This window comes from Streptomyces sp. NPDC018031, assembly GCF_044327625.1.
In the GTDB taxonomy this organism is placed as follows: Bacteria; Actinomycetota; Actinomycetes; order Streptomycetales; family Streptomycetaceae; genus Streptomyces.
This window is the reverse complement of the sequence record NZ_JBIRFT010000003.1, coordinates 523,065-544,151: the sequence shown is the minus strand read 5'-3', so window position 1 is coordinate 544,151 and position 21,087 is coordinate 523,065. Positions and strand designations below refer to the sequence as shown.

The 21,087-nt window shown below is 74.4% G+C and carries 2 protein-coding genes; both read left to right on the top strand.

All coding sequences use genetic code 11. The annotated features are described in order from the left end of the window. Nucleotides 1–1,041, top strand: a 1,041-nt coding sequence (locus tag ACH4B3_RS12385; RefSeq protein WP_398462740.1) for a beta-ketoacyl reductase, incomplete at its 5' end; no start/stop codon positions are given. A gap of 139 nt (nt 1,042–1,180) precedes the next feature. Further along, complete coding sequence (locus ACH4B3_RS12380; protein ID WP_398462739.1) at nt 1,181–21,079, top strand: type I polyketide synthase; 19,899 nt, start codon at nt 1,181–1,183, stop codon at nt 21,077–21,079. Nucleotides 21,080–21,087 lie beyond the last annotated feature (8 nt).

Below are 21,087 nucleotides of genomic sequence, written 5' to 3'. Positions count from 1 at the left end.
TATCTGGACGCGCTGGCGGCGCACCGGCGTGCGCTGGGGCTGCCCGCGGTGTCCTACGCGTGGGGCCTGTGGGCCGAACGCAGCGACATGACCGGCAACCTCGCGGCAGCCGACCTCGCCCGGCTGGCCCGGGACGGGATCCGGCCGCTGTCCTCCGCGGACGGGCTGGCGCTCTTCGACGCCGCACGGACCTCCGGCGAACCCCTGGTGGTCCCCGTCCAGCTGGACCCCGCCGCCCTCGCCCAGCGCCCCGGCGCCGTGCCCGCCCTGCTGACCGGCCTGGTCGAGCAGTCCGCGGCCGCCGCACCGGCGGTGGCCCGGCGCACCGCGCAGACCGCCGCCGAACCGCAGGACGCGGCGGACGCGCTGCGCCGGCGGCTCACCGGCCTGACCCCGGCCGAGCAGCAGCGCGTCGTGCTGCGCATGGTCCGGGACCACGCGGCCACCGTCCTCGGACACGGCACCGCCAACGCCGTCGACCCGGAACGGGGCTTCCTGGAGCTGGGCTTCGACTCGCTGACCGCCGTCGAGCTGCGCAACCGGCTCAACGCGGCCACCGGACTGCGGCTGCCCCCGACCCTGATCTTCGACTACCCGACGCCCGCGGTGCTCGCCGGGCACCTGCGGGAGGAGATCGCGCCGCCCGCCGCAGCGGCCGGCACCGACGAACCCACCGGAGCGGACCGGGCGGCACCGGGGGAAGCCGGCGACCGGACCGGCTCGCTCACCGGGGAACTCGACCGGCTGGAAGCGGTGCTCACCGCCTCCGCCCGGCCCGACGACGCCACCCGCGAGGCGGTCACCAGCCGGCTGAAGGCCCTGCTGGCCGGCTGGGAGAACCTCCCGGCAGCGGCCGTCGGCCCGGACGCCTCCGGGCCCGCGGGTCCGGCCGCCGAGGCGGCTTCGGAGCCCGCGACCGGCGCCGGCCCCGCGCCCGCCGCCGGGCCGGGAGCCGACCCGGCGGACGTCGCGGAGCAACTGGAGTCGGTGACCGCGGACGAACTCTTCAAGTTCATCGACGCGGAGTTCGGCGGCTCATGACCCCGACACCCCCGCCCGGCACCCCGCCCGGCCCCGCGCACCGGCCCGGCACCGACGGACCGGCCCCGGCCCCGCGCCGGGGCCCCGGCCCGTACCCCCAGCACTCGAATTCCCTGACGCACGATCTCGCGAGGTTCTGATGACCGATCAAGACAAGCTCCTCGGTTACCTCAAGCGGGTGACGGCTGATCTGCATCAGACCCGGCACCGCCTGCAGGAGATGGAGGCCGCGAGCCGGGAGCCGATCGCCATCGTGGCGATGAGCTGCCGGTTCCCCGGCGGCGTCCGGTCCCCGGAGGACCTGTGGGACCTGGTGCGGGACGGCCGGGACGCGATCTCCCCGTTCCCCACCGACCGCGGCTGGGACCTCGACGGGCTGTACCACCCGGACCCCGACCGGCCGGGCACCTCGTACCTGCGCGAGGGCGGCTTCCTGCACGACGCGGGCGACTTCGACCCGGAGTTCTTCGGCATCTCGCCGCGCGAGGCACTCGCCATGGACCCCCAGCAGCGACTGCTGCTGGAGACCAGCTGGGAGGCGATCGAGCGGGCCGGCATCGACCCGGCGTCGGTCAAGGGCAGCCGGGCCGGCGTCTTCGTCGGCGCCGTCGCCCCCGACTACGGCCCCCGCGTCCACCAGGCCCCCGACGAGGTCGAAGGACACCTGGTCACCGGCAGCGCGATCAGCGTGGTCTCCGGCCGCATCGCCTACACCCTGGGCCTGGAGGGCCCGGCGGTCACGGTCGACACCGCCTGCTCCTCCTCCCTCGTCGCGCTGCACCTCGCCGCGCAGGCGCTGCGGCAGGGCGAGTGCGACCTCGCCCTCGCCGGCGGCGTGACCGTGATGGCCACCCCCGGCACCTTCGTCGGCTTCAGCCGGCAGCGCGGCCTGGCCCCGGACGGCCGGTGCAAGCCGTTCGCCGCCTCCGCCGACGGCTTCGGCCCGGCCGAAGGCGCCGGCATGCTGCTGCTGGAGCGGCTCTCCGACGCCCAGCGCAACGGGCACCAGGTGCTCGCGGTGGTCCGCGGCACCGCCACCAACCAGGACGGCGCCAGCAGTGGCCTGTCGGCCCCCAACGGCCCGTCCCAGCAGCGGGTGATCCGCCAGGCGCTGGAGAACGCCGGCCTCACCGCCGGCCAGGTCGACGTGGTCGAGGCGCACGGCACCGGCACCAAGCTCGGCGACCCCATCGAGGCACAGGCGCTGCTCGCCACCTACGGCCGGGAACGCACCGCGGACCGGCCGCTGCGGCTCGGTTCGCTCAAGTCCAACATCGGGCACACCCAGGCCGCCGCCGGCGTCGCCGGTGTGATCAAGATGGTGCTCGCCATGCGGCACGGCCTGGTCCCGCGCTCCCTCCACCTCGACGAGGCCACCCCGCACGTGGACTGGTCCAGCGGCACCGTCCGGCTGCTGACCGAGGCCGTGGCGTGGCCCGAGGGCGAGGAGCCGCGCCGCGCCGGTGTCTCCTCGTTCGGCATCAGCGGCACCAACGCGCACGCCATCATCGAACAGGCCCCGGCCCCGGCCCCGGCGCCGGAGGCGGCCGACCCGGCCGACCCGGCCCGGCAGCCGGAGACCCCGGCCGCCCCGGCCGCGCCGCTTCCGGTGGTGCCCTGGGTGCTCTCCGGCCGGTCCGAGGCCGCCCTGCGCGCCCAGGCCGAACGCCTGCTCGCCCAGCTCGGGAACCCCGCCGGGACCGCCCCGGCCACCGCGGCCGACATCGGCCTGTCCCTGGTGACCACCCGCTCGGTGTTCGAGCACCGGGCCGTACTGCTCGCCGCGGACCTCGACCAGGCCACCCGCACGCTGCGCGAACTCGCCGCCGGGGAGAGCGCCGCCGGCCTCGTCACCGGAGTCGCCCGCCCCGGCGCCGAAGCGGTCTTCGTCTTCCCCGGCCAGGGCTCCCAGTGGCCCGGCATGGCCGCGGCACTGCTGGACACCGCGCCGGTGTTCGCCGCGCGGCTGGCGGAGTGCGCGGCGGCCCTCGCCCCGCACACCGACTGGTCGCTGATGGACGTGGTGCGCGAGGCGCCCGGCGCGGCGTCGCTGGAGCGGGTCGACGTGGTCCAGCCGGTGCTCTGGGCGGTGATGGTCTCGCTCGCCGCCCTGTGGCGCTCCCACGGCGTCGAACCCGCGGCGGTCATCGGCCACTCACAGGGCGAGATCGCCGCCGCCGCGGTCGCCGGCGCGCTGTCGCTGGAGGACGCCGCGAAGGTGGTGGCGCTGCGGAGCAAGGCGCTGCTGGCCCTCTCCGGCCAGGGCGGCATGGTCTCCGTCCCGCTGCCGCACCGGGACGTGGCGGACCGCATCGCGCGCTGGAACGGCCGGATCTCCGTCGCCGCGGTCAATGGGCCGTCCTCGGTCGTCGTCTCCGGCGACCCGGAGGCGCTGCGGGAACTGCTCACCGAGTGCGAGGGCGACGGCGTGCGCGCCCGGCGCGTCCCCGTCGACTACGCCTCGCACTCGGCGCACGTCGAGCGGATCCGCGACGAGGTGACCGGCGCCCTCGCCGGCATCACCCCCCGCTTCTCCGCCATCCCCTTCTACTCCACGGTCACCGCCGAGGAGACCGACACCGACGGCCTGGACGCCGGGTACTGGTACCGTAACCTGCGGCAGACCGTCCGGTTCGACGAGACCGTCCGCCTGCTGCTCGACGCAGGCCACCAGATCTTCATCGAGGCCAGCGCCCACCCGGTGCTGACCGTCGGCATCCAGCAGACCGCCGAGGACACCGGCGCGGACGCGGTGGCGGTCGGCTCGCTGCGCCGCGACGAAGGCGGCCTGGACCGGTTCTGGACCTCGCTCGCCGAAGCCCACACGGCGGGCGCGCCGGTCGACTGGCGCACCGTCTTCGAAGGCAGCGACGCCCAGCGGGTCGCGCTGCCCACCTACGCCTTCCAGTACCAGCGGTACTGGCTGGAGTCCGGGCCGGCCGGCGACCGCACCGCGACCGGCCCCGACGAGGACGCCGGGCTCGGCGAGTTCTGGGCGGCCGTCGAACGCGAGGACGCCGACGCCCTCGCCGCCACCCTGCACCTGGACTCCACCGAGGACCAGGCCGGACTCGGCACCGTACTGCCCGCCCTGTCCCAGTGGCGCCGGCTCCGCCGCGCCGAATCCACCGTCGACACCTGGCGCTACCGCGTCGGCTGGCGGCCGATGACCGACGTGCCCGCGCCGTCGCTCACCGGCACCTGGCTGCTCGTCGCCCCCGGACACGGAGCCGACCCGGACCTGCTGACCGGCACCCGGGCCGCCCTCGAAACGCACGGCGCCCAGGTGCTGCTCATCACCCCGGGCACCGGCACCGAAGCCGCCCCGGACGGTGACGACACCGGCCGGACGGCCCTCGCCGCCCGCCTCCGCGCGGCCGTCGCCGACCAGAGCCCGGCCGGCGTCCTCTCCCTGCTCGCCCTGGACGAGACCCCGCACCCCGACCACCCGGCCACCCCGCGCGGCCTGGCCGGCAACCTCGCCCTGGTGCAGGCCCTCGGGGACGCCGGGATCGACGCCCCCCTGTGGTGTGCCACCCGGGGCGCGGTGTCGGTCGGCAGCTCCGACCCGCTCACCAGCCCCGCCCAGGCCGCGACCTGGGGCATGGGCCGGGTCGCCGGACTGGAACTCCCCGACCGCTGGGGAGGCGTGCTCGACCTCCCCGCCGACCTCGACCAGCGCGCCCGGGCCCGCGTCGCCGCGGTCCTCGGCGGCGCCACCGACGAGGACCAGATCGCGGTCCGGGGCTCCGGCATCATGGTCCGCCGGCTGACGCCCGCCCCGCTCGGCGACGAACGCCCCGCCCGCTCCTGGCAGCCCCGCGGCACCGTGCTGATCACCGGCGGCACCGGCGCCCTCGGCTCCCACCTCGCCCGCTGGCTGTCCCGCAACGGCGCCGAACACCTGCTGCTCACCAGCCGCCGCGGCCCCGACGCCCCCGGCGCGGCCGAACTCGTCGCCGAACTCACCGAGCGGGGCACCCGGGTCACCGTGGCCGCCTGCGACGTCGCCGACCGGCAAGCCGTCGCCGACCTGCTCGCCGGCGTCCCCGAGGAGCACCCGCTCACCGCGGTCATCCACGCCGCCGCCTTCATCGACCTCGCCGGACTCGCCGAGACCTCCCTCGCCGACTTCGCCGACGTCGTCGGCGCCAAGGTCGCCGGCGCCGCCCACCTCGACGCCCTGCTCGGCGACGCCGAACTCGACGCCTTCGTGCTGTTCTCCTCCGTCTCCGGCGTCTGGGGCGTCGGCGACCACGGCGCGTACGGCGCCGCCAACGCCTACCTGGACGCCCTCGCCGAACAGCGGCGGCAGCGCGGCCGCACCGCGACCTCCATCGCCTGGGGCGTCTGGGACGCCACCGGCGACGACCTGCCCGAGGGCCTGGACCTGGACCAACTGCGCCGCCGCGGTCTGCGCTTCATGGACCCCGACCTGGGCATCAGCGCCCTCCAGCAGACCCTCGACCACGACCAGACCTGTCCGGCGATCGCCGACATCGACTGGGAGAGCTTCCTCCCGGTCTTCACCTCGGCCCGCCCCAGCCCGCTCTTCGCGGAACTCCCCGCGGCCCGGCGGATCAGCGAAGCGGCCGACACCGGACCGTCCGACGACGCCTCCGACGCCGCGGCCCGGCTGCGCCGTCGGCTCACCGGCATGAGCCCGGCCGAAGGCGGCCACCTGCTGCTGGAGACCGTCCGGACCCAGGTCGCCGCGGTACTCGGGCACACCGCCCCGGACGCGGTCGACACCGGCCGCGCCTTCAAGGACCTCGGCTTCGACTCGCTCACCGCCGTGGAACTCCGCAACCGGCTCAACGCGGCCACCGGGCTGCGGCTCCCCGCCACCCTCGCCTTCGACTACCCCAACGCCACCGCGCTGGCCGAGCACATCCGCGGCGAACTCCTGGGCACCGACGGCGCCCCGGACCCCGGCATCCCGGCCACCGCCCCGGCCGCCCCGGCCGACGACGAGCCGATCGCCATCGTGGCGATGAGCTGCCGCTACCCCGGCGGCGTGCGCACCCCCGAAGAGCTGTGGCAGCTGATCATGTCCGGCGGTGACGCCATCGGCGGCCTGCCCACCAACCGCGGCTGGGACCTCGACGGCATCTACGACCCCGACCCCGACACCCCCGGCAAGACCTATGTGCGCCAGGGCGGCTTCCTCTACGACGCGGGCGACTTCGACCCCGACTTCTTCGGCATCTCGCCACGGGAAGCGGTCGCCATGGACCCGCAGCAGCGGCTGCTGCTGGAGACCAGCTGGGAGGCGCTGGAGCGGGCCGGCATCGCCGCCCTCGCCCTGCGCGGCAGCGACACCGGCGTCTTCATCGGATCCAACTACCAGGAGTACGGCCCGCGCATCCACGAAGCCCCGGAGGGCTCCGAAGGCCACCTGATGACCGGCAGCGCCGCCAGCGTGGTCTCCGGACGGATCGCCTACGCCCTCGGCCTGGAAGGCCCCGCCGTCACGGTGGACACCGCGTGCTCCTCGTCGCTGGTGGCGCTCCACCTGGCCGCGCAGGCGCTGCGGCAGGGCGAGTGCTCCCTCGCGCTCGCCGGCGGTGTGGCGATCATGCCGAACCCGGGTTCGTTCATCGGCTTCAGCCGCCAGCGCGGCCTCGCCGCCGACGGCCGCTGCAAGGCGTTCTCGGCCGACGCGGACGGCATGGGCCTCGCCGAGGGCGTCGGCGTGCTGCTGCTGGAGCGGCTCTCCGACGCCCAGCGCAACGGGCACACCGTGCTGGCGGTGGTGCGCGGCTCGGCGATCAACCAGGATGGTGCGTCGAATGGTCTGACGGCGCCGAACGGTCCGTCGCAGCAGCGGGTGATCCGGCAGGCGCTGGCGAGTGCGGGTCTGTCGGCGGCCGAGGTGGACGCCGTCGAGGCGCACGGCACCGGCACGTCGCTGGGCGACCCGATCGAGGCGCAGGCGCTGCTGGCCACCTACGGCCAGGAGCGCGGCGACGACCGCCCGCTCTGGCTGGGTTCGGTGAAGTCCAACATCGGGCACACCCAGGCCGCCGCCGGTGTGGCGGGTGTGATCAAGATGGTGCTGGCGATGCGGCACGGCGTACTGCCGCAGACCCTGTACGTCGAGCAGCCGTCGCCGCACGTGGACTGGACGGCGGGCGCGGTGGAACTGCTCGCCGAGGCGGTCCAGTGGCCGGAGGTGGAGCGTCCGCGTCGGGCGGGTGTGTCGTCGTTCGGCATCAGTGGCACCAATGCGCATGTGGTGCTGGAGCAGGCGCCGGTGGAGTCGGTGCCGGTGGAGGCCGGCTCCGGGGAACCGGGCGTTGAGCCTGCGGAGAGTGTGCCTGCGGAGGCGGCATCTGCGGCGGGTGTGGTGGTGCCGTGGGTGGTGTCCGGGCGGTCCGCGGCGGGTCTGCGGGGGCAGGCGGAGCGGTTGCGGTCGTTCGTCTCCGGTGAGCAGGTGCCGGTGGGGGATGTGGCCTTCTCGCTGGTGACGTCGCGGTCGGTGTTGGAGCACCGGGCCGTGGTGCTGGCTGATGGCCGCGAGGGGTTTGTGTCGGGGCTTTCGGGTGTGGTGTCGGGTGAGCCGGTGCCGGGTGTGGTGCTGGGTTCGGTGGTGCCGGGCAAGTCGGCGGTGCTGTTCTCGGGTCAGGGCTCGCAGCGGGCCGGGATGGGCCGGGAGCTGTATGCCGCGTATCCGGTGTTCGCGGATGCTTTCGACGCGGTGTGCGCCCGGTTCGACGCGGTGTTGGACCGGCCGTTGCGTGAGGTGGTCTTCGCCGAGCCCGAGTCCGAGTCGGGGTCTGCGGATGCGGGGTTGCTGGATCAGACGGTGTTCACGCAGTGTGCGCTGTTCGCGGTCGAGGTGGCGTTGTTCCGGTTGGTGGAGTCCTTCGGTGTGGTGCCGGACTTCGTGGGCGGGCATTCCATCGGTGAGCTGGCGGCGGCGTATGTGGCGGGGGTGTGGTCGCTGGATGACGCGTGTGCGCTGGTCGCGGCGCGTGGCCGGCTGATGCAGGCCCTGCCTGCCGGGGGCGCGATGATCGCGGTCGCGGTGCCGGAAGCGGACGTGCTGCCGTTGCTGGCCGGCCGTGAGGATCAGGTCGGCATCGCGGCCGTCAACGGCCCGGCGTCCGTGGTGCTCTCGGGTGTCGAGGCGGCTGTGGTGGAGGTCGCGGAGGCGTTGTCGGCTCGTGGGGTGAAGACGCGTCGGCTGCGGGTGTCGCATGCGTTCCACTCGCCGTTGATGGAGCCGATGCTGGCCGAGTTCGAGCGGATCGCCCAGAGCCTGACGTATGCCGAACCCTCCATCCCGGTCGTATCCAACGTGACCGGCCAGGTCGCGTCGGCGGAGGAGCTGTGCTCGCCGGGGTACTGGGTGCGGCATGTCCGCGACGCGGTGCGGTTCGCCGATGGGGTGCGGACGCTTGCCGGGCGGGATGTGGTCTCGTTCCTGGAGCTGGGCCCGGATGGTGTGCTGTCCGCGATGGGCCAGGAGTCGGTGCCGGAGGCGGTGTTCGCGCCGGTGCTGCGGAAGGACCGTGCGGAGGCGGGGTCGCTGGCGGAGGCGCTGGCGGAGATCTTCGTGCGGGGTGCGGGGGTTGACTGGTCGCGGTTGCTGACCGCGTCCGGTGTGGTGGGGCGGCGGGTGGATCTGCCGACGTATGCCTTCCAGCGGGAGCGGTACTGGTTGGAGTCGGTGCCGGTGGCTGGGGATGTGGTGTCCGGGGAGGGTGTGGACGCGGCGTTCTGGGATGCGGTGGAGCGGGCTGATCTGCCGGCGTTGAGTGATGCGTTGGCGTTGGACGCGGAGGGTGATGCGGCGGCTGGTGAGTCGTTGGCGGCGGTGCTGCCGGTGTTGTCGGCGTGGCGTCGGCAGAGCCGGGAGCGGTCGCGGGTGGAGGGCTGGCGTTACCGGGTGGCGTGGTCGCCGGTGCCGGACGCCGGTGCGGTGGTGGTTCCGGGTGACTGGCTGGTGGTGGTGCCGGCTGGTGCGGCGGGTGCGGAGTGGGTCGCGTGGAGTGTGGCGGCGGTCGCCGATCACGGTGGCCGGCCGGTGGTGGTGGAGTGTGCGGCGGGTGGTGACCGGGCCGCGCTGACCGAACTGGTGCGACAGGCCGCGGCCGAGCGGACCGAGCCGTTCAGCGGAGTGGTGTCCCTCCTAGGCCTGACCGAAGGCCAGGACCCGGGCCACCCCTCGGTGCCCGCCGGACTGTCCCTGACCCTCGCCCTGGTCCAGGCGCTGGGCGATGCTGGAATCGACGCCCCCCTGTGGTGCGTCACCCGGAGCGCCGTCTCCACCGGTGAGGCGGACCCGCCGCGCAGCCTGCGCCAGGCCCAGCTGTGGGGCCTCGGCCAGTCCGCGGCGATGGAACTGCCGGACCGCTGGGGCGGTGTGGTGGATCTGCCGGAGGTGCTGGACGGGCGGGCCGCGGGGCGGTTCGCGGCGGTGCTGGCCGGTGTGGTGGCCGAGTCGCAGGTGGCGGTGCGTTCTTCGGGTGTGCTGGCGCGGCGGCTGGTGCGGGCGGTGGCCCGGGCCGGGGTGGCCGAGTGGCGTCCGTCGGGGAGTGTGCTGGTCACCGGTGGTACCGGTGCGCTGGGTGGGCAGGTGGCGCGGTGGCTGGCGCGGCACGGGGCTGAGCATCTGGTGCTGGTGAGCCGGCGGGGTGTGGCGGCTCCCGGGGCGCGGGAGCTGGTCGCGGAGCTGTCCGGTGTGGGTGTGCGGGTGACGGTCGAGGCGTGTGACGCGGGTGACCGGGAGGCGCTGGCCGGGGTGCTGGCGCGGATCCCGGTGGAGGTGCCGCTGACGGCTGTGGTGCACACGGCCGGTGTGCTGGACGACGGTGTGCTGGACGCGTTGACGCCGGAGCGGTTCGAGCCCGTGCTGCGGTCCAAGGCCGAAGCGGCCCGGCATCTGCACGAGCTGACCGCGGACTTGGACCTGACCGCCTTCGTCCTGTTCTCCTCCGCGTCCGCCACCATCGGCGGCGCGGGCCAGGCCAACTACGCCGCGGCGAACGCGTACCTGGACGCCCTGGCCGAGCAGCGGCGGGCCGCCGGCCTGCCCGCGACCTCGATCGCCTGGGGCCCGTGGGCCGACGGCGGCATGGCCACCAGCGGCAGCGAGGTGGAACGCACCCTCCGGCGCGGCGGCCTGACCGCCATGGCCCCCGAAGCGGCGCTCGCCGCCCTCCAGCAGGCCATGGAGCAGCACGACACCTTCCTCGCGGTCCTCGACGTCGAGTGGGAACGGTTCCTCGGCGCCTTCGACGTGGCGCTGCTGCGCCGGCTGCTGTCCGACCTGCCGCAGCTGCGACGGCTGTCCGGCATCGGCGACCCCGGCCACGGCTCCGACCAGCCCGGCGGAGCCTCCGCCCTGGTCCAGCGGCTGCTGGGGCTGCCCGCCGCCGACCAGGAGCGGGAACTCCTCGACCTGGTGCGCGCCAACGTCGCGGTCGTGCTGGGGCATGCCGGTCTGGACACGGTGGGTGCGGCCCGCGCGTTCAAGGAGCTGGGCTTCGACTCGCTCACCGCGGTCGGCCTGCGGAACCGGCTGAACGCCGCGACCGGGCTGCAACTGCCCGCCACGCTGGTGTTCGACTATCCGACGCCGACCTCGCTCGCCCAGTACCTGCGGGACGAACTGCTGGGCGCCCGGGACGACAGCCACGCCGCCGCCCTGGTCCCGGCCCCGGCCGTGGACGACGACCCGATCGCGATCGTGTCCATGAGCTGCCGCTTCCCCGGTGAGGTGCGCAGCCCCGAGGACCTGTGGCAGCTGCTGGTGTCCGGCCGGGACGCGGTCTCCCCGTTCCCCGCCGACCGCGGCTGGGACCTCGACGGCCTCTACGACACCGACCCGGAGGCACTCGGCAAGAGCTATGTGCGGGAGGGTGCCTTCCTCACCGGTGCGGACCGTTTCGACGCCGCGTTCTTCGGCATCTCCCCGCGCGAGGCGCTGGCCATGGACCCCCAGCAGCGGCTGCTGCTGGAGACCAGCTGGGAGCTGTGGGAGCGGGCCGGGATCGACCCGGCGACGCTGCACGGCACCCGCGCCGGGGTGTTCCTCGGAACCAACGGGCAGGAGTACGTGACGCTGCTCGACCAGGCGCCGGAGGTCGCCGAGGGCTACCTCGCCACCGGCAACGCGGCCAGCGTGGTGTCCGGCCGCATCTCCTACACCTATGGCCTCGAAGGCCCGGCGGTCACGGTGGACACCGCGTGCTCCTCGTCGCTGGTGGCGCTCCACCTGGCGGCGCAGGCGCTGCGGCAGGGCGAGTGCACGATGGCCCTCGCGGGTGGTGTGACCGTCATGGTCTCGCCGCGCGGTTTCGTGGAGTTCAGCCGGCAGCGCGGGCTGGCCGCGGACGGCCGCTGCAAGCCGTTCGCGGCGGCCGCCGACGGGACGGCCTGGGGCGAGGGCGTCGGCATGGTGCTGCTGGAGCGGCTCTCCGACGCGCGCCGCAACGGGCACCCGGTGCTGGCGGTGGTGCGCGGTTCGGCGGTGAACCAGGACGGCGCCAGCAACGGTCTGACCGCGCCGAACGGTCCCTCGCAGCAGCGGGTGATCCGGCAGGCGCTGGCCAGCGCCGGTCTGTCGACCGGCGACGTGGACGCGGTGGAGGCGCACGGCACCGGCACCACGCTGGGCGACCCCATCGAGGCGCAGGCGCTGCTGGCCACCTACGGCCGGCAGCGTCCCGACGGCGAACCGCTGCGGCTGGGCTCCATCAAGTCCAACATCGGGCACACCCAGGCCGCCGCCGGCGTCGCCGGTGTGATCAAGATGGTCCTCGCCATGCAGCACGGCGTGCTCCCGCAGTCGCTGCACGTGGACGAGCCCACCGGACACGTGGACTGGTCCGCGGGCGCGGTGCGGCTGCTCACCGAGGCCGAGGCATGGCCGGAGCGTGACGAGCCCCGCCGGGCCGGTGTCTCCGCGTTCGGAGTCAGCGGCACCAACGCGCACGTGGTCCTCGAACAGGCCCCGGCCGATGACGAGACCCCGGCCACCGACCCCGGCGACCGGACGGCCCCGGCGAACGCGGTACCGGCCGCGCCCGTCCCGTGGGTGGTGTCCGCCAAGACCGGCGCCGCGCTGCCCGCGCAGGCGGAGCGGCTGCTGGCCCACCTCAGCGAGCACCCCGGACTCTCGCCCTTCGAGATCGGAGCGTCCCTGGCCACCGGCCGGTCGCTCTTCGAGCACCGTGCGGTGGTGCTGGCGGGGGAGCGGGAGGGTTTCCTGGCGGGGCTTTCGGCGTTGGCCGAGGGTCGGGAGGTGCCGGGTGTGGTGCGTGGTGTGGCCGGTGAGGGTGTCCGGCCGGTGTTCGTGTTCCCTGGTCAGGGTTCGCAGTGGGTGGGGATGGCGGCGGGGCTGCTGGATGCTTCGCCGGTGTTCGCGGAGCGGGTCGAGGCGTGTGCTGCGGCGCTGGCGCCGTTCATCGACTGGTCGTTGGTGGATGTGTTGCGTGGGGTGCCGGGTGCGGCGTCGTTGGAGCGGGTGGATGTGGTGCAGCCCGCGTTGTGGGCGGTGATGGTGTCGCTCGCGGAGTTGTGGCGTTCGTATGGTGTGGTGCCGGCTGCGGTGATCGGTCATTCGCAGGGTGAGATCGCGGCTGCCGCGGTGGCGGGTGCGTTGTCGTTGGAGGACGCGGCGCGGGTGGTGGCGCTGCGGAGCCGGGCGCTGCTGGCGTTGTCGGGTCTGGGCGGCATGGTGTCGGTGTCCCTGTCGCAGTCCGAGGTCGCGGAACGGCTGGAGCGCTGGGAGGGGCGGATATCCGTCGCGGCGGTGAATGGACCCTCCGCGGTGGTGGTGTCCGGGGATCCGGAGGCGTTGGAGGAGCTGCTCGCGGAGTGTGAGGGCGAGGGTGTGCGGGCGCGGCGGGTGCCGGTGGACTACGCCTCGCATTCGGCGCATGTGGAGCGGATTGAGGAGGAGGTGACCGGCGCGCTCGCCGGGATCGCTCCTCGGTCGTCGGATGTTCCGTTCTACTCCACGGTGACCGCCGAGGAGGTCGACACCGCCGGGCTGGACGCCGGTTACTGGTACCGCAATCTGCGGCAGACCGTCCGTTTCGACGAGACGGTGCGCCTGCTGCTCGACTCCGGGCACCAGATGTTCGTCGAGGCCAGTGCCCATCCGGTGCTGACCATGGGGATCGAGCAGACCGCCGAGGACGCTGACGTCCCGGCCGCCGCCATCGGCACCCTCCGCCGCGACGAAGGCGGGCTGGACCGGTTCCGCACCTCGCTCGCCGAGGCGCACGTGGCCGGCGCCCCGGTCGACTGGCGGCAGCTCTTCGCCGGGACCGACGTCCGGCACATCACGCTGCCCACCTACGCCTTCCAGAGCCGGCGGTTCTGGGTGCAGCCCACCGTGACCGCGGGCGATGTGGCCTCGGCTGGGCTCGGCCCGGCCGACCACCCGCTGCTGGGCGCCGCCGTCGCGCTGCCCGGCACCGAAGGCCACCTCTTCACCGGCCGCCTCTCGACCCGGACCCACCCGTGGCTCACCGACTACCTGGTCGCGGGCACGGCGCTGCTACCCGCCTCCGCGTTCGTCGAACTCGCCCTGCGCGCCGGCGACTCCGTCGGGTGCGACCGGATCGACGAACTCACCGTGGAGGCCCCGCTGGTCCTCCCCGAGCAGGGCGCCGTGCAGCTACAGCTCATGGTCGGCGGCCCGGACGACTCCGGGCGCCGGCCGGTGACCGTGCACTCCCGCACGGAGGACGCCCCGGCGGACCTGCCGTGGACCCGGCACGCCACCGGCCTGCTGGCCACCGGAGGACAGCCGTATCCGCAGGCGGAGGCCGAGGAGTTCGCCCAGTGGCCGCCGGCCGGGGCCGAGCCGATCGACATCGACGGCCACTACGCGACGCTGGCCGCCGGCGACTTCGGCTACGGGCCCGCGTTCCAGGGCCTGACCGCGGCCTGGCGGCACGGCACGGACATCCTCGCCGAGGTGTCCCTGCCGGGCGGCCAGCCGGCGGAGGCGGCCCGCTTCCACCTGCACCCGGCCCTGCTCGACGCCGCGCTGCACGCGGCACAGGACGCCTCCACCGCGACGGACGGCCAGATCCGCCTGCCGTCCGCGTGGCGCGGGGTGTCCCTGCACGCGACGGGTGCCATGACGCTGCGGGTGAAGCTCACCACCGGCGCCACCGGTGACCTCACGGTGCTGGCCGCCGACGACACCGGACGGCTCGTGGCCTCGGTGGAGGCGCTGGCCGACCGTCCGGTGCCGCGGGAACAGCTCACCGGCGGATGGCAGACCCACCGGTCGCTGTTCCGGGTGGAGTGGGTGACCCCCGGCCCGCAGGCCGGCAACTCCGGCATCGCGGACACCGACGGCGGTGACACCGGAACCGCGGTCACCGAGGGCGGCGACACCGGCACCGCGTGGGCGATCATCGGCATGGACGCCGACGCCTTCCGGACCGCCACCGGTCTGACCGCCCCGGCCGGACGGGCCCTCCGCGGTCACGCCGACCTGGCGTCGCCGGCCCAGGCAGGCCCGGCCGCGCCGCAGATCGTGTTCCTGCCCTGCCTGCCGGAGGCGGAGTCGCCGGAGCCGGCCGCCATCGTCTCCGCCGCCCACCAGGGCGCGCACCGGGTGCTGGCGGCGCTCCAGACCTGGCTGGCCGACGAGCGGCCGGCCGGCTCCCGGCTGGTCGTGGTGACCCGCGGCGCGGTGGCCGCCGGGTCCGACCAGGACGTCACGGACCCGGCCGCGGCCACCGTCTGGGGTCTGGTCCGGGCGGCCCAGTCCGAGCACCCCGGGCGGCTGACACTGCTCGACCTGGACGGCCGGCACGTCCCCGGCGACGCGCTGGCCCGGGCACTCGCCTCCGACGAGCCCCAGTTGGCGTTCCGGTCCGGCACGGTGACCGTGCCCAGGCTGGCCCGGGTACGCAGCGCCTCCGCACCGGCCGGTGACCCGGCCGCCGCACTCGCCGGCGACCCGGCACGGTACTCCGACGGCACGGTGCTGGTGACGGGTGCGAGTGGGGTGCTGGGTGGTCTGGTGGCGCGGCATCTGGTGGTGGTGCATGGTGCGCGGCGGTTGTTGCTGGTGAGTCGTCGTGGGCGGGCTGCGGCGGGGATGGTGGAGCTGGAGTCGGAGCTGCTGGGTCTGGGTGCGGAGTCGGTGTCGGTGGTGGCGTGTGACGTCGCTGACCGGGAGGCTCTGGCCGGGGTGCTGGCGGGGGTTCCGGCCGAGTATCCGCTGACTGGTGTGGTGCATACGGCGGGTGTGCTGGATGACGGTGTGGTGGAGTCGCTGACGCCGGAGCGGCTGGATGCGGTGTTGCGTCCGAAGGTGGACGCGGCGGTGAACTTGCATGAGTTGACGGCGGGGCTGGATCTGTCGGCGTTCGTGTTGTTCTCGTCGGCGGCGGCGACGTTCGGTGCGGCGGGGCAGGGCAACTACGCGGCGGCGAACGCGTTCCTGGACGGGTTGGCGTCCTACCGGCGGGCGCGGGGTCTGGCGGGTGTGTCGTTGGCGTGGGGTTTCTGGGCCCAGCGCAGTGAGATGACCGGCCACCTGGGCGACACCGACATGAACCGCATGTCCCGCTTCGGAATGACACCGATCACCTCCGAGGAGGGCCTCGCCCTCCTGGACACGGCCCAGGCCACCGGTGAGGCGCTGCTGGTGCCCACGCACCTCGACATCGCCGCGCTGCGCGCACACGCCAGGACCACCCCGATGCCCGCGCTGCTCCGCGGCCTCCTCGGCCTCCCGGCACGCCGGGTGGTCGGCGCGGCGGCCGTGGACGGCACGGACGAGACGTCGCCACTGGTCCGCCGGCTCACCGGACTCTCCCGGGCCGAGCGCGACCGTGCGCTGCTGGAACTGGTCTCCGGCAGTGTGGCCTCGGTACTCGGCCACGAGTCCCCGGACGCGGTGGAGGCCGGCCGGGCCTTCAAGGAGCTGGGCTTCGACTCGCTGACCGCCGTCGAGCTGCGCAACCGGCTCAACGCGGCCACCGGACTGCGGCTCCCCGCCACCCTCGTCTTCGACCACCCGACACCCACTGCGGTGGCGCGCTTCCTCCACACCGAACTCGTGGGCGAGGACCCCGACGGGCCGGAGACCGTGGCCGGCAACGCGGCGGTGTCCACCGTCACGGCACCGTCCGACGACGACCCCATCGCCATCGTGGGCATGGGCTGCCGCTTCCCCGGCGGTGTGCGCACCCCCGAGGAACTGTGGCGGCTGCTCGCCGAGGGCGGGGACGCGATCGGCGGCTTGCCCACCGACCGGGGCTGGGACGTCGAAGCGCTGTACGACCCGGACCCGGACGCCCCGGGGAAGACCTATGCCCGGGAGGGCGGTTTCCTCTACGACGCGGGCGAGTTCGACCCGTCGTTCTTCGGTATTTCGCCGCGTGAGGCGCTGGCGATGGATCCGCAGCAGCGGCTGCTGCTGGAGACCAGCTGGGAGGCGTTCGAGCGGGCCGGGATCGACCCGGAGAGCGTGCGCGGCAGCCAGACCGGCGTGTTCTGCGGACTCACTTACCACGACTACAGCCACGCCGTGCAGCAGGCGGAGGAGGCCACCGAGGGATTCCTGCTCACCGGCAACGCGGGCAGCGTGGCCTCCGGCCGCATCTCCTACACCCTCGGCCTGGAAGGCCCGGCGGTGACCGTGGACACCGCCTGCTCCTCCTCCCTGGTGGCCCTGCACTGGGCCGCGCAGGCGCTGCGGCAGGGCGAGTGCTCCCTGGCACTGGCCGGCGGCGCGACCGTGATGGCCAGCCCGGTGGCCTTCGTGGAGTTCAGCCGGCAGCGGGGGCTGGCGGCGGACGGCCGCTGCAAGCCGTTCGCGGCCGCCGCGGACGGCACCGGCTGGGGCGAGGGCGTCGGCATGCTGCTGCTGGAGCGGCTGTCGGACGCGCGCCGCAACGGGCACCCGGTACTGGCCGTGGTGCGCGGTTCGGCGATCAACCAGGACGGCGCGAGCAATGGTCTGACGGCGCCGAACGGTCCGTCGCAGCAGCGGGTGATCCGGCAGGCGCTGGCGAGTGCGGGTCTGTCGGCGGCCGAGGTGGACGCCGTCGAGGCGCACGGCACCGGCACGTCGCTGGGTGACCCGATCGAGGCGCAGGCGCTGCTGGCCACCTACGGCCAGGAGCGGTCCGGCGACGAGCCGCTGTGGCTGGGCTCGATCAAGTCCAACATCGGGCACGCGCAGGCCGCGGCCGGTGTGGCCGGTGTGATGAAGATGGTCCTCGCCATGCAGCACGGAACGCTGCCGCAGTCCCTGCACATCGACGAGCCGTCCCCGCACATGGACTGGTCCGCGGGAGCGGTGGAACTGCTCGCCGACGCGGTCCCGTGGCCGGAGACCGGCCGTCCGCGTCGGGCGGGTGTGTCGTCGTTCGGCATCAGTGGCACCAATGCGCATGTGGTGCTGGAGCAGGCGCCGGTGGAGCCGGCTCCGGTGCAGGCCGACTCTGCGGAGACGGCGCCTGCGGCGGGTGTGGTGGTGCCGTGGGTGGTGTCGGCGAAGACCGGGCCGGCGCTTCGTGCGCAGGCCGGGCGACTCCTGTCGCACCTGCGCTCCGACTCGGCTGCCGAGGTGCCGGTGGGGGATGTGGCGTATTCGCTGGTGACGTCGCGGTCGGTGCTGGAGCACCGGGCCGTGGTGCTGGCGGAGGGTGCCGAGGGGTTTGTGGCGGGGCTTTCGGGTGTGGTGTCGGGTGAGCCGGTGCCGGGTGTGGTGCTGGGTTCGGTGGTGCCGGGCAAGTCCGCGGTGCTGTTCTCGGGTCAGGGCTCGCAGCGGGCCGGGATGGGCCGGGAGCTGTATGCGGTCTATCCGGTGTTCGCCGATGCTTTCGACGCGGTGTGCGCCCGGTTCGACGCCATCAGTGCCGGTGATGGTGCCGCTGTGTTGGACCGGCCGTTGCGTGAGGTGATCTTCGCCGAGCCCGAGTCCGAGTCGGGGTCTGCGGATGCGGGGTTGCTGGATCAGACGGTGTTCACGCAGTGTGCGCTGTTCGCGGTCGAGGTGGCGTTGTTCCGGTTGGTGGAGTCCTTCGGTGTGGTGCCGGACTTCGTGGGCGGGCATTCCATCGGTGAGCTGGCGGCGGCGTATGTGGCGGGGGTGTGGTCGCTGGATGACGCGTGTGCGCTGGTCGCGGCGCGTGGCCGGCTGATGCAGGCCCTGCCCACTGGTGGCGCGATGATCGCGGTGAACACCACGGAGGAAGAGGTCCGGGGGCTGCTGGCCGGCCGTGAGGACCTGGTGGGGGTCGCGGCCGTGAACGGCCCGGCGTCCGTGGTGCTGTCGGGTGTCGAGGCGGCTGTGGTGGAGGTCGCGGAGGCGCTGTCGGCTCGGGGGGTGAAGACGCGTCGGCTGCGGGTGTCGCATGCGTTCCACTCGCCGTTGATGGAGCCGATGCTGGCCGAGTTCGAGCAGGTCGCCCAGAGCCTGACGTATGCCGAACCCTCCATCCCGGTCGTATCCAACGTGACCGGCCAGGTCGGGTCGGCGGAGGAGTTGTGCTCGCCGGGGTACTGGGTGCGGCATGTGCGGGACGCGGTGCGGTTCGCGCAGGGTGTGGAGGCGCTGGACGCGGCCGGGGTGGTGACGTTCCTGGAGCTGGGTCCGGATGGTGTGTTGTCGGCGATGGGCCAGGAGTCGGTGCCGGAGGCGGTGTTCGCGCCGGTGCTGCGCAAGGACCGGGCCGAAGCGCACGGGTTGGCCGAGGCTCTGGCGCAGGGGTATGTCCGGGGCCTGCCGGTGGACTGGTCGCGGTTGCTGACCGCGTCCGGGGTGGCGGGGCGTCGGGTGGATCTGCCGACGTATGCCTTCCAGCGGGAGCGGTACTGGCTTGCCCCCGCCCCGGCCGGACGGCCGATCGGGGCCGAACGCGGCGCCGACGGCGCGGACAGCGGGTTCTGGGACGCCGTGGAGCGCGGCGACCTGCCGGCGCTCGCGGAAACCCTGGCGCTGGACGCGGGCACGGACGCGGCAGCGGGCGGCACGGCCGGTGAGTCGCTGGCGGCCGTGCTGCCGGCACTGACGGCGTGGCGCCGGCAGAGCCGGGAGCGGTCGCGGGTGGACGCCTGGCGGTACCGGGTGAACTGGTCGCCGGTGACCGACCCGGCCGCCCCGGTGCTGTCCGGCCCGTGGCTGCTGGTGGTGCCCGCCGGATCGGCCGAGGACCCCTGGGTCACCGAGTGCGTGACCCAGCTGGACGCCCTGGGCGCGCGGCTGGTGACGGTGCGGCTGACCGCTGCCGAAGCCGACCGGGAGACCGTGGCCGACCGGCTGCGGAAGGCCATGAGCGAGGCCGGTACCGGCTTCGACGGCGCGTTGTCGCTGCTCGGCCTCGCCGAGGGCCGGGACCCGCGCTTCGCGTCCGTCCCGGCCGGGCTGTCGCTGACCGTGGCGCTGGTGCAGGCGCTGAACGACACCGACCTGGACGCGCCGCTGTGGTGCGTCACCCGGGGTGCGGTGGCGGTCAACGCCTCCGAGGTCCCGCACAGCGCCGAGCAGGCGCAGCTGTGGGGCCTGGGCGGGGTCGCCGCGGCCGAGTTCGCCCAGCGCTGGGGAGGCATGATCGACCTTCCGGTGGAGCTGGACGGCCGGGCCGTGGAGCGGCTGGCCGCCGTGCTCACCGGGGCGACCGGCGAGGACCAGGTCGCGGTGCGCCCGGCCGGGGTGTTCGCGCGCCGGGTGGGCCGTGCTCCGGCCCGGCCGGTCGGGGCGGCCTGGCGGCCGTCCGGCAGTGTGCTGGTCACCGGCGGTACGGGGGCGCTGGGCGCCCATGTGGCGCGCTGGCTGGCCGGTAACGGCGCCGACCATCTGGTGCTCGCCAGCCGGCGTGGCCCGGCGGCCGAGGGCGCCGAGGAACTGCGTGCGGAGCTGGCGGCGCTCGGCGCCCGGGTGACGGTCGCCGCGTGCGACGTGGGCGACCGGGAGGCGCTGGCCGCACTGCTGGCCCGGATCCCGAGCGAGTTCCCGCTGACCGGCGTGGTGCACACCGCGGGTGTGCTGGACGACGGTGTGCTCGACGGGATGACCCCGGAGCGGTTCGAGACGGTGCTGCGGTCCAAGGCGGAAGCCGCCCGGCACCTGCACGAGCTGACCGCGGGGCTCGACCTGTCGGCGTTCGTGCTGTTCTCGTCCTTCTCCGGCACCGTCGGCGCGGCGGGTCAGGCCAACTACGCCTCCGCCAACGCCTACCTGGACGCGCTCGCCGAACAGCGGCGCGCCGCGGGCCTGCCCGCCACCTCTGTGGCCTGGGGCCCTTGGGCGGACGGCGGGATGGCGGCGCAGGACGCGGCCGGCAGCCGGATGGAGCGGTTCGGGCTGCCGGCGATGGACCCCGAACTGGCGATCGCGGCGCTGCAACGGGCCGTCGACCAGGACGAGGCGTGTGTGGCCGTCACCGACATCGACTGGGAGCGGTTCGTACCCGCGCTCGGGGCGACGCGCCTCGGCCCGCTCTTCGCGGAACTCCCCGAGGTGCGGCAGCTGAGCCGCCGTACCGGGCCCGGGGACGGTGCCGCGGACGCCGCGCCGTCCGACGGGTCCGCGCTGGTGCGCAGCCTGACCGGACTGGCGGACGCCGAACGGGACCGGGTCCTGCTGGACCTGGTGCGCACCCACACCGCCACGGTGCTCGGCCATGCGTCGCCCGACGGCGTCGAAGCCGAGCGGGGCTTCTTCGAGATGGGCCTCGACTCGCTCACCGCGGTGGAACTGCGGAACCGGCTGAACGCGGCCACCGGGCTGCGGCTGCCGCCGACCACGCTCTTCGACTACGGCGTGCCGTCGGCGCTGGCCGGTCACCTGAAGGCGGAGCTGGTCGGGGCGGACACGCCGGCCCGTTCGCTGAACGAGGAGATCGACAGGCTGGAGTCGGCGATCTCCGCGGCTCCGCTGGACGACCTCGCCCGGTCCAGGGCGGCCGTCCGGCTCCAGGCGTTGCTGGCCAAGCTCGACGAGGGTGACAACGCACCGGGCGACGAGGTCAACTACGATCTTGATGAGGTATCAGTCGACGAGCTCTTCGACGTCATCGACCGGGAACTCGGGGACGCCTGAGATGAGCA

What these genes read in the sequence shown, in the direction of transcription:
- ACH4B3_RS12380 (WP_398462739.1), top strand. Translation starts at nt 1,181, where the DNA reads ATGACCGATCAAGACAAGCTCCTCGGTTACCTCAAGCGGGTGACGGCT.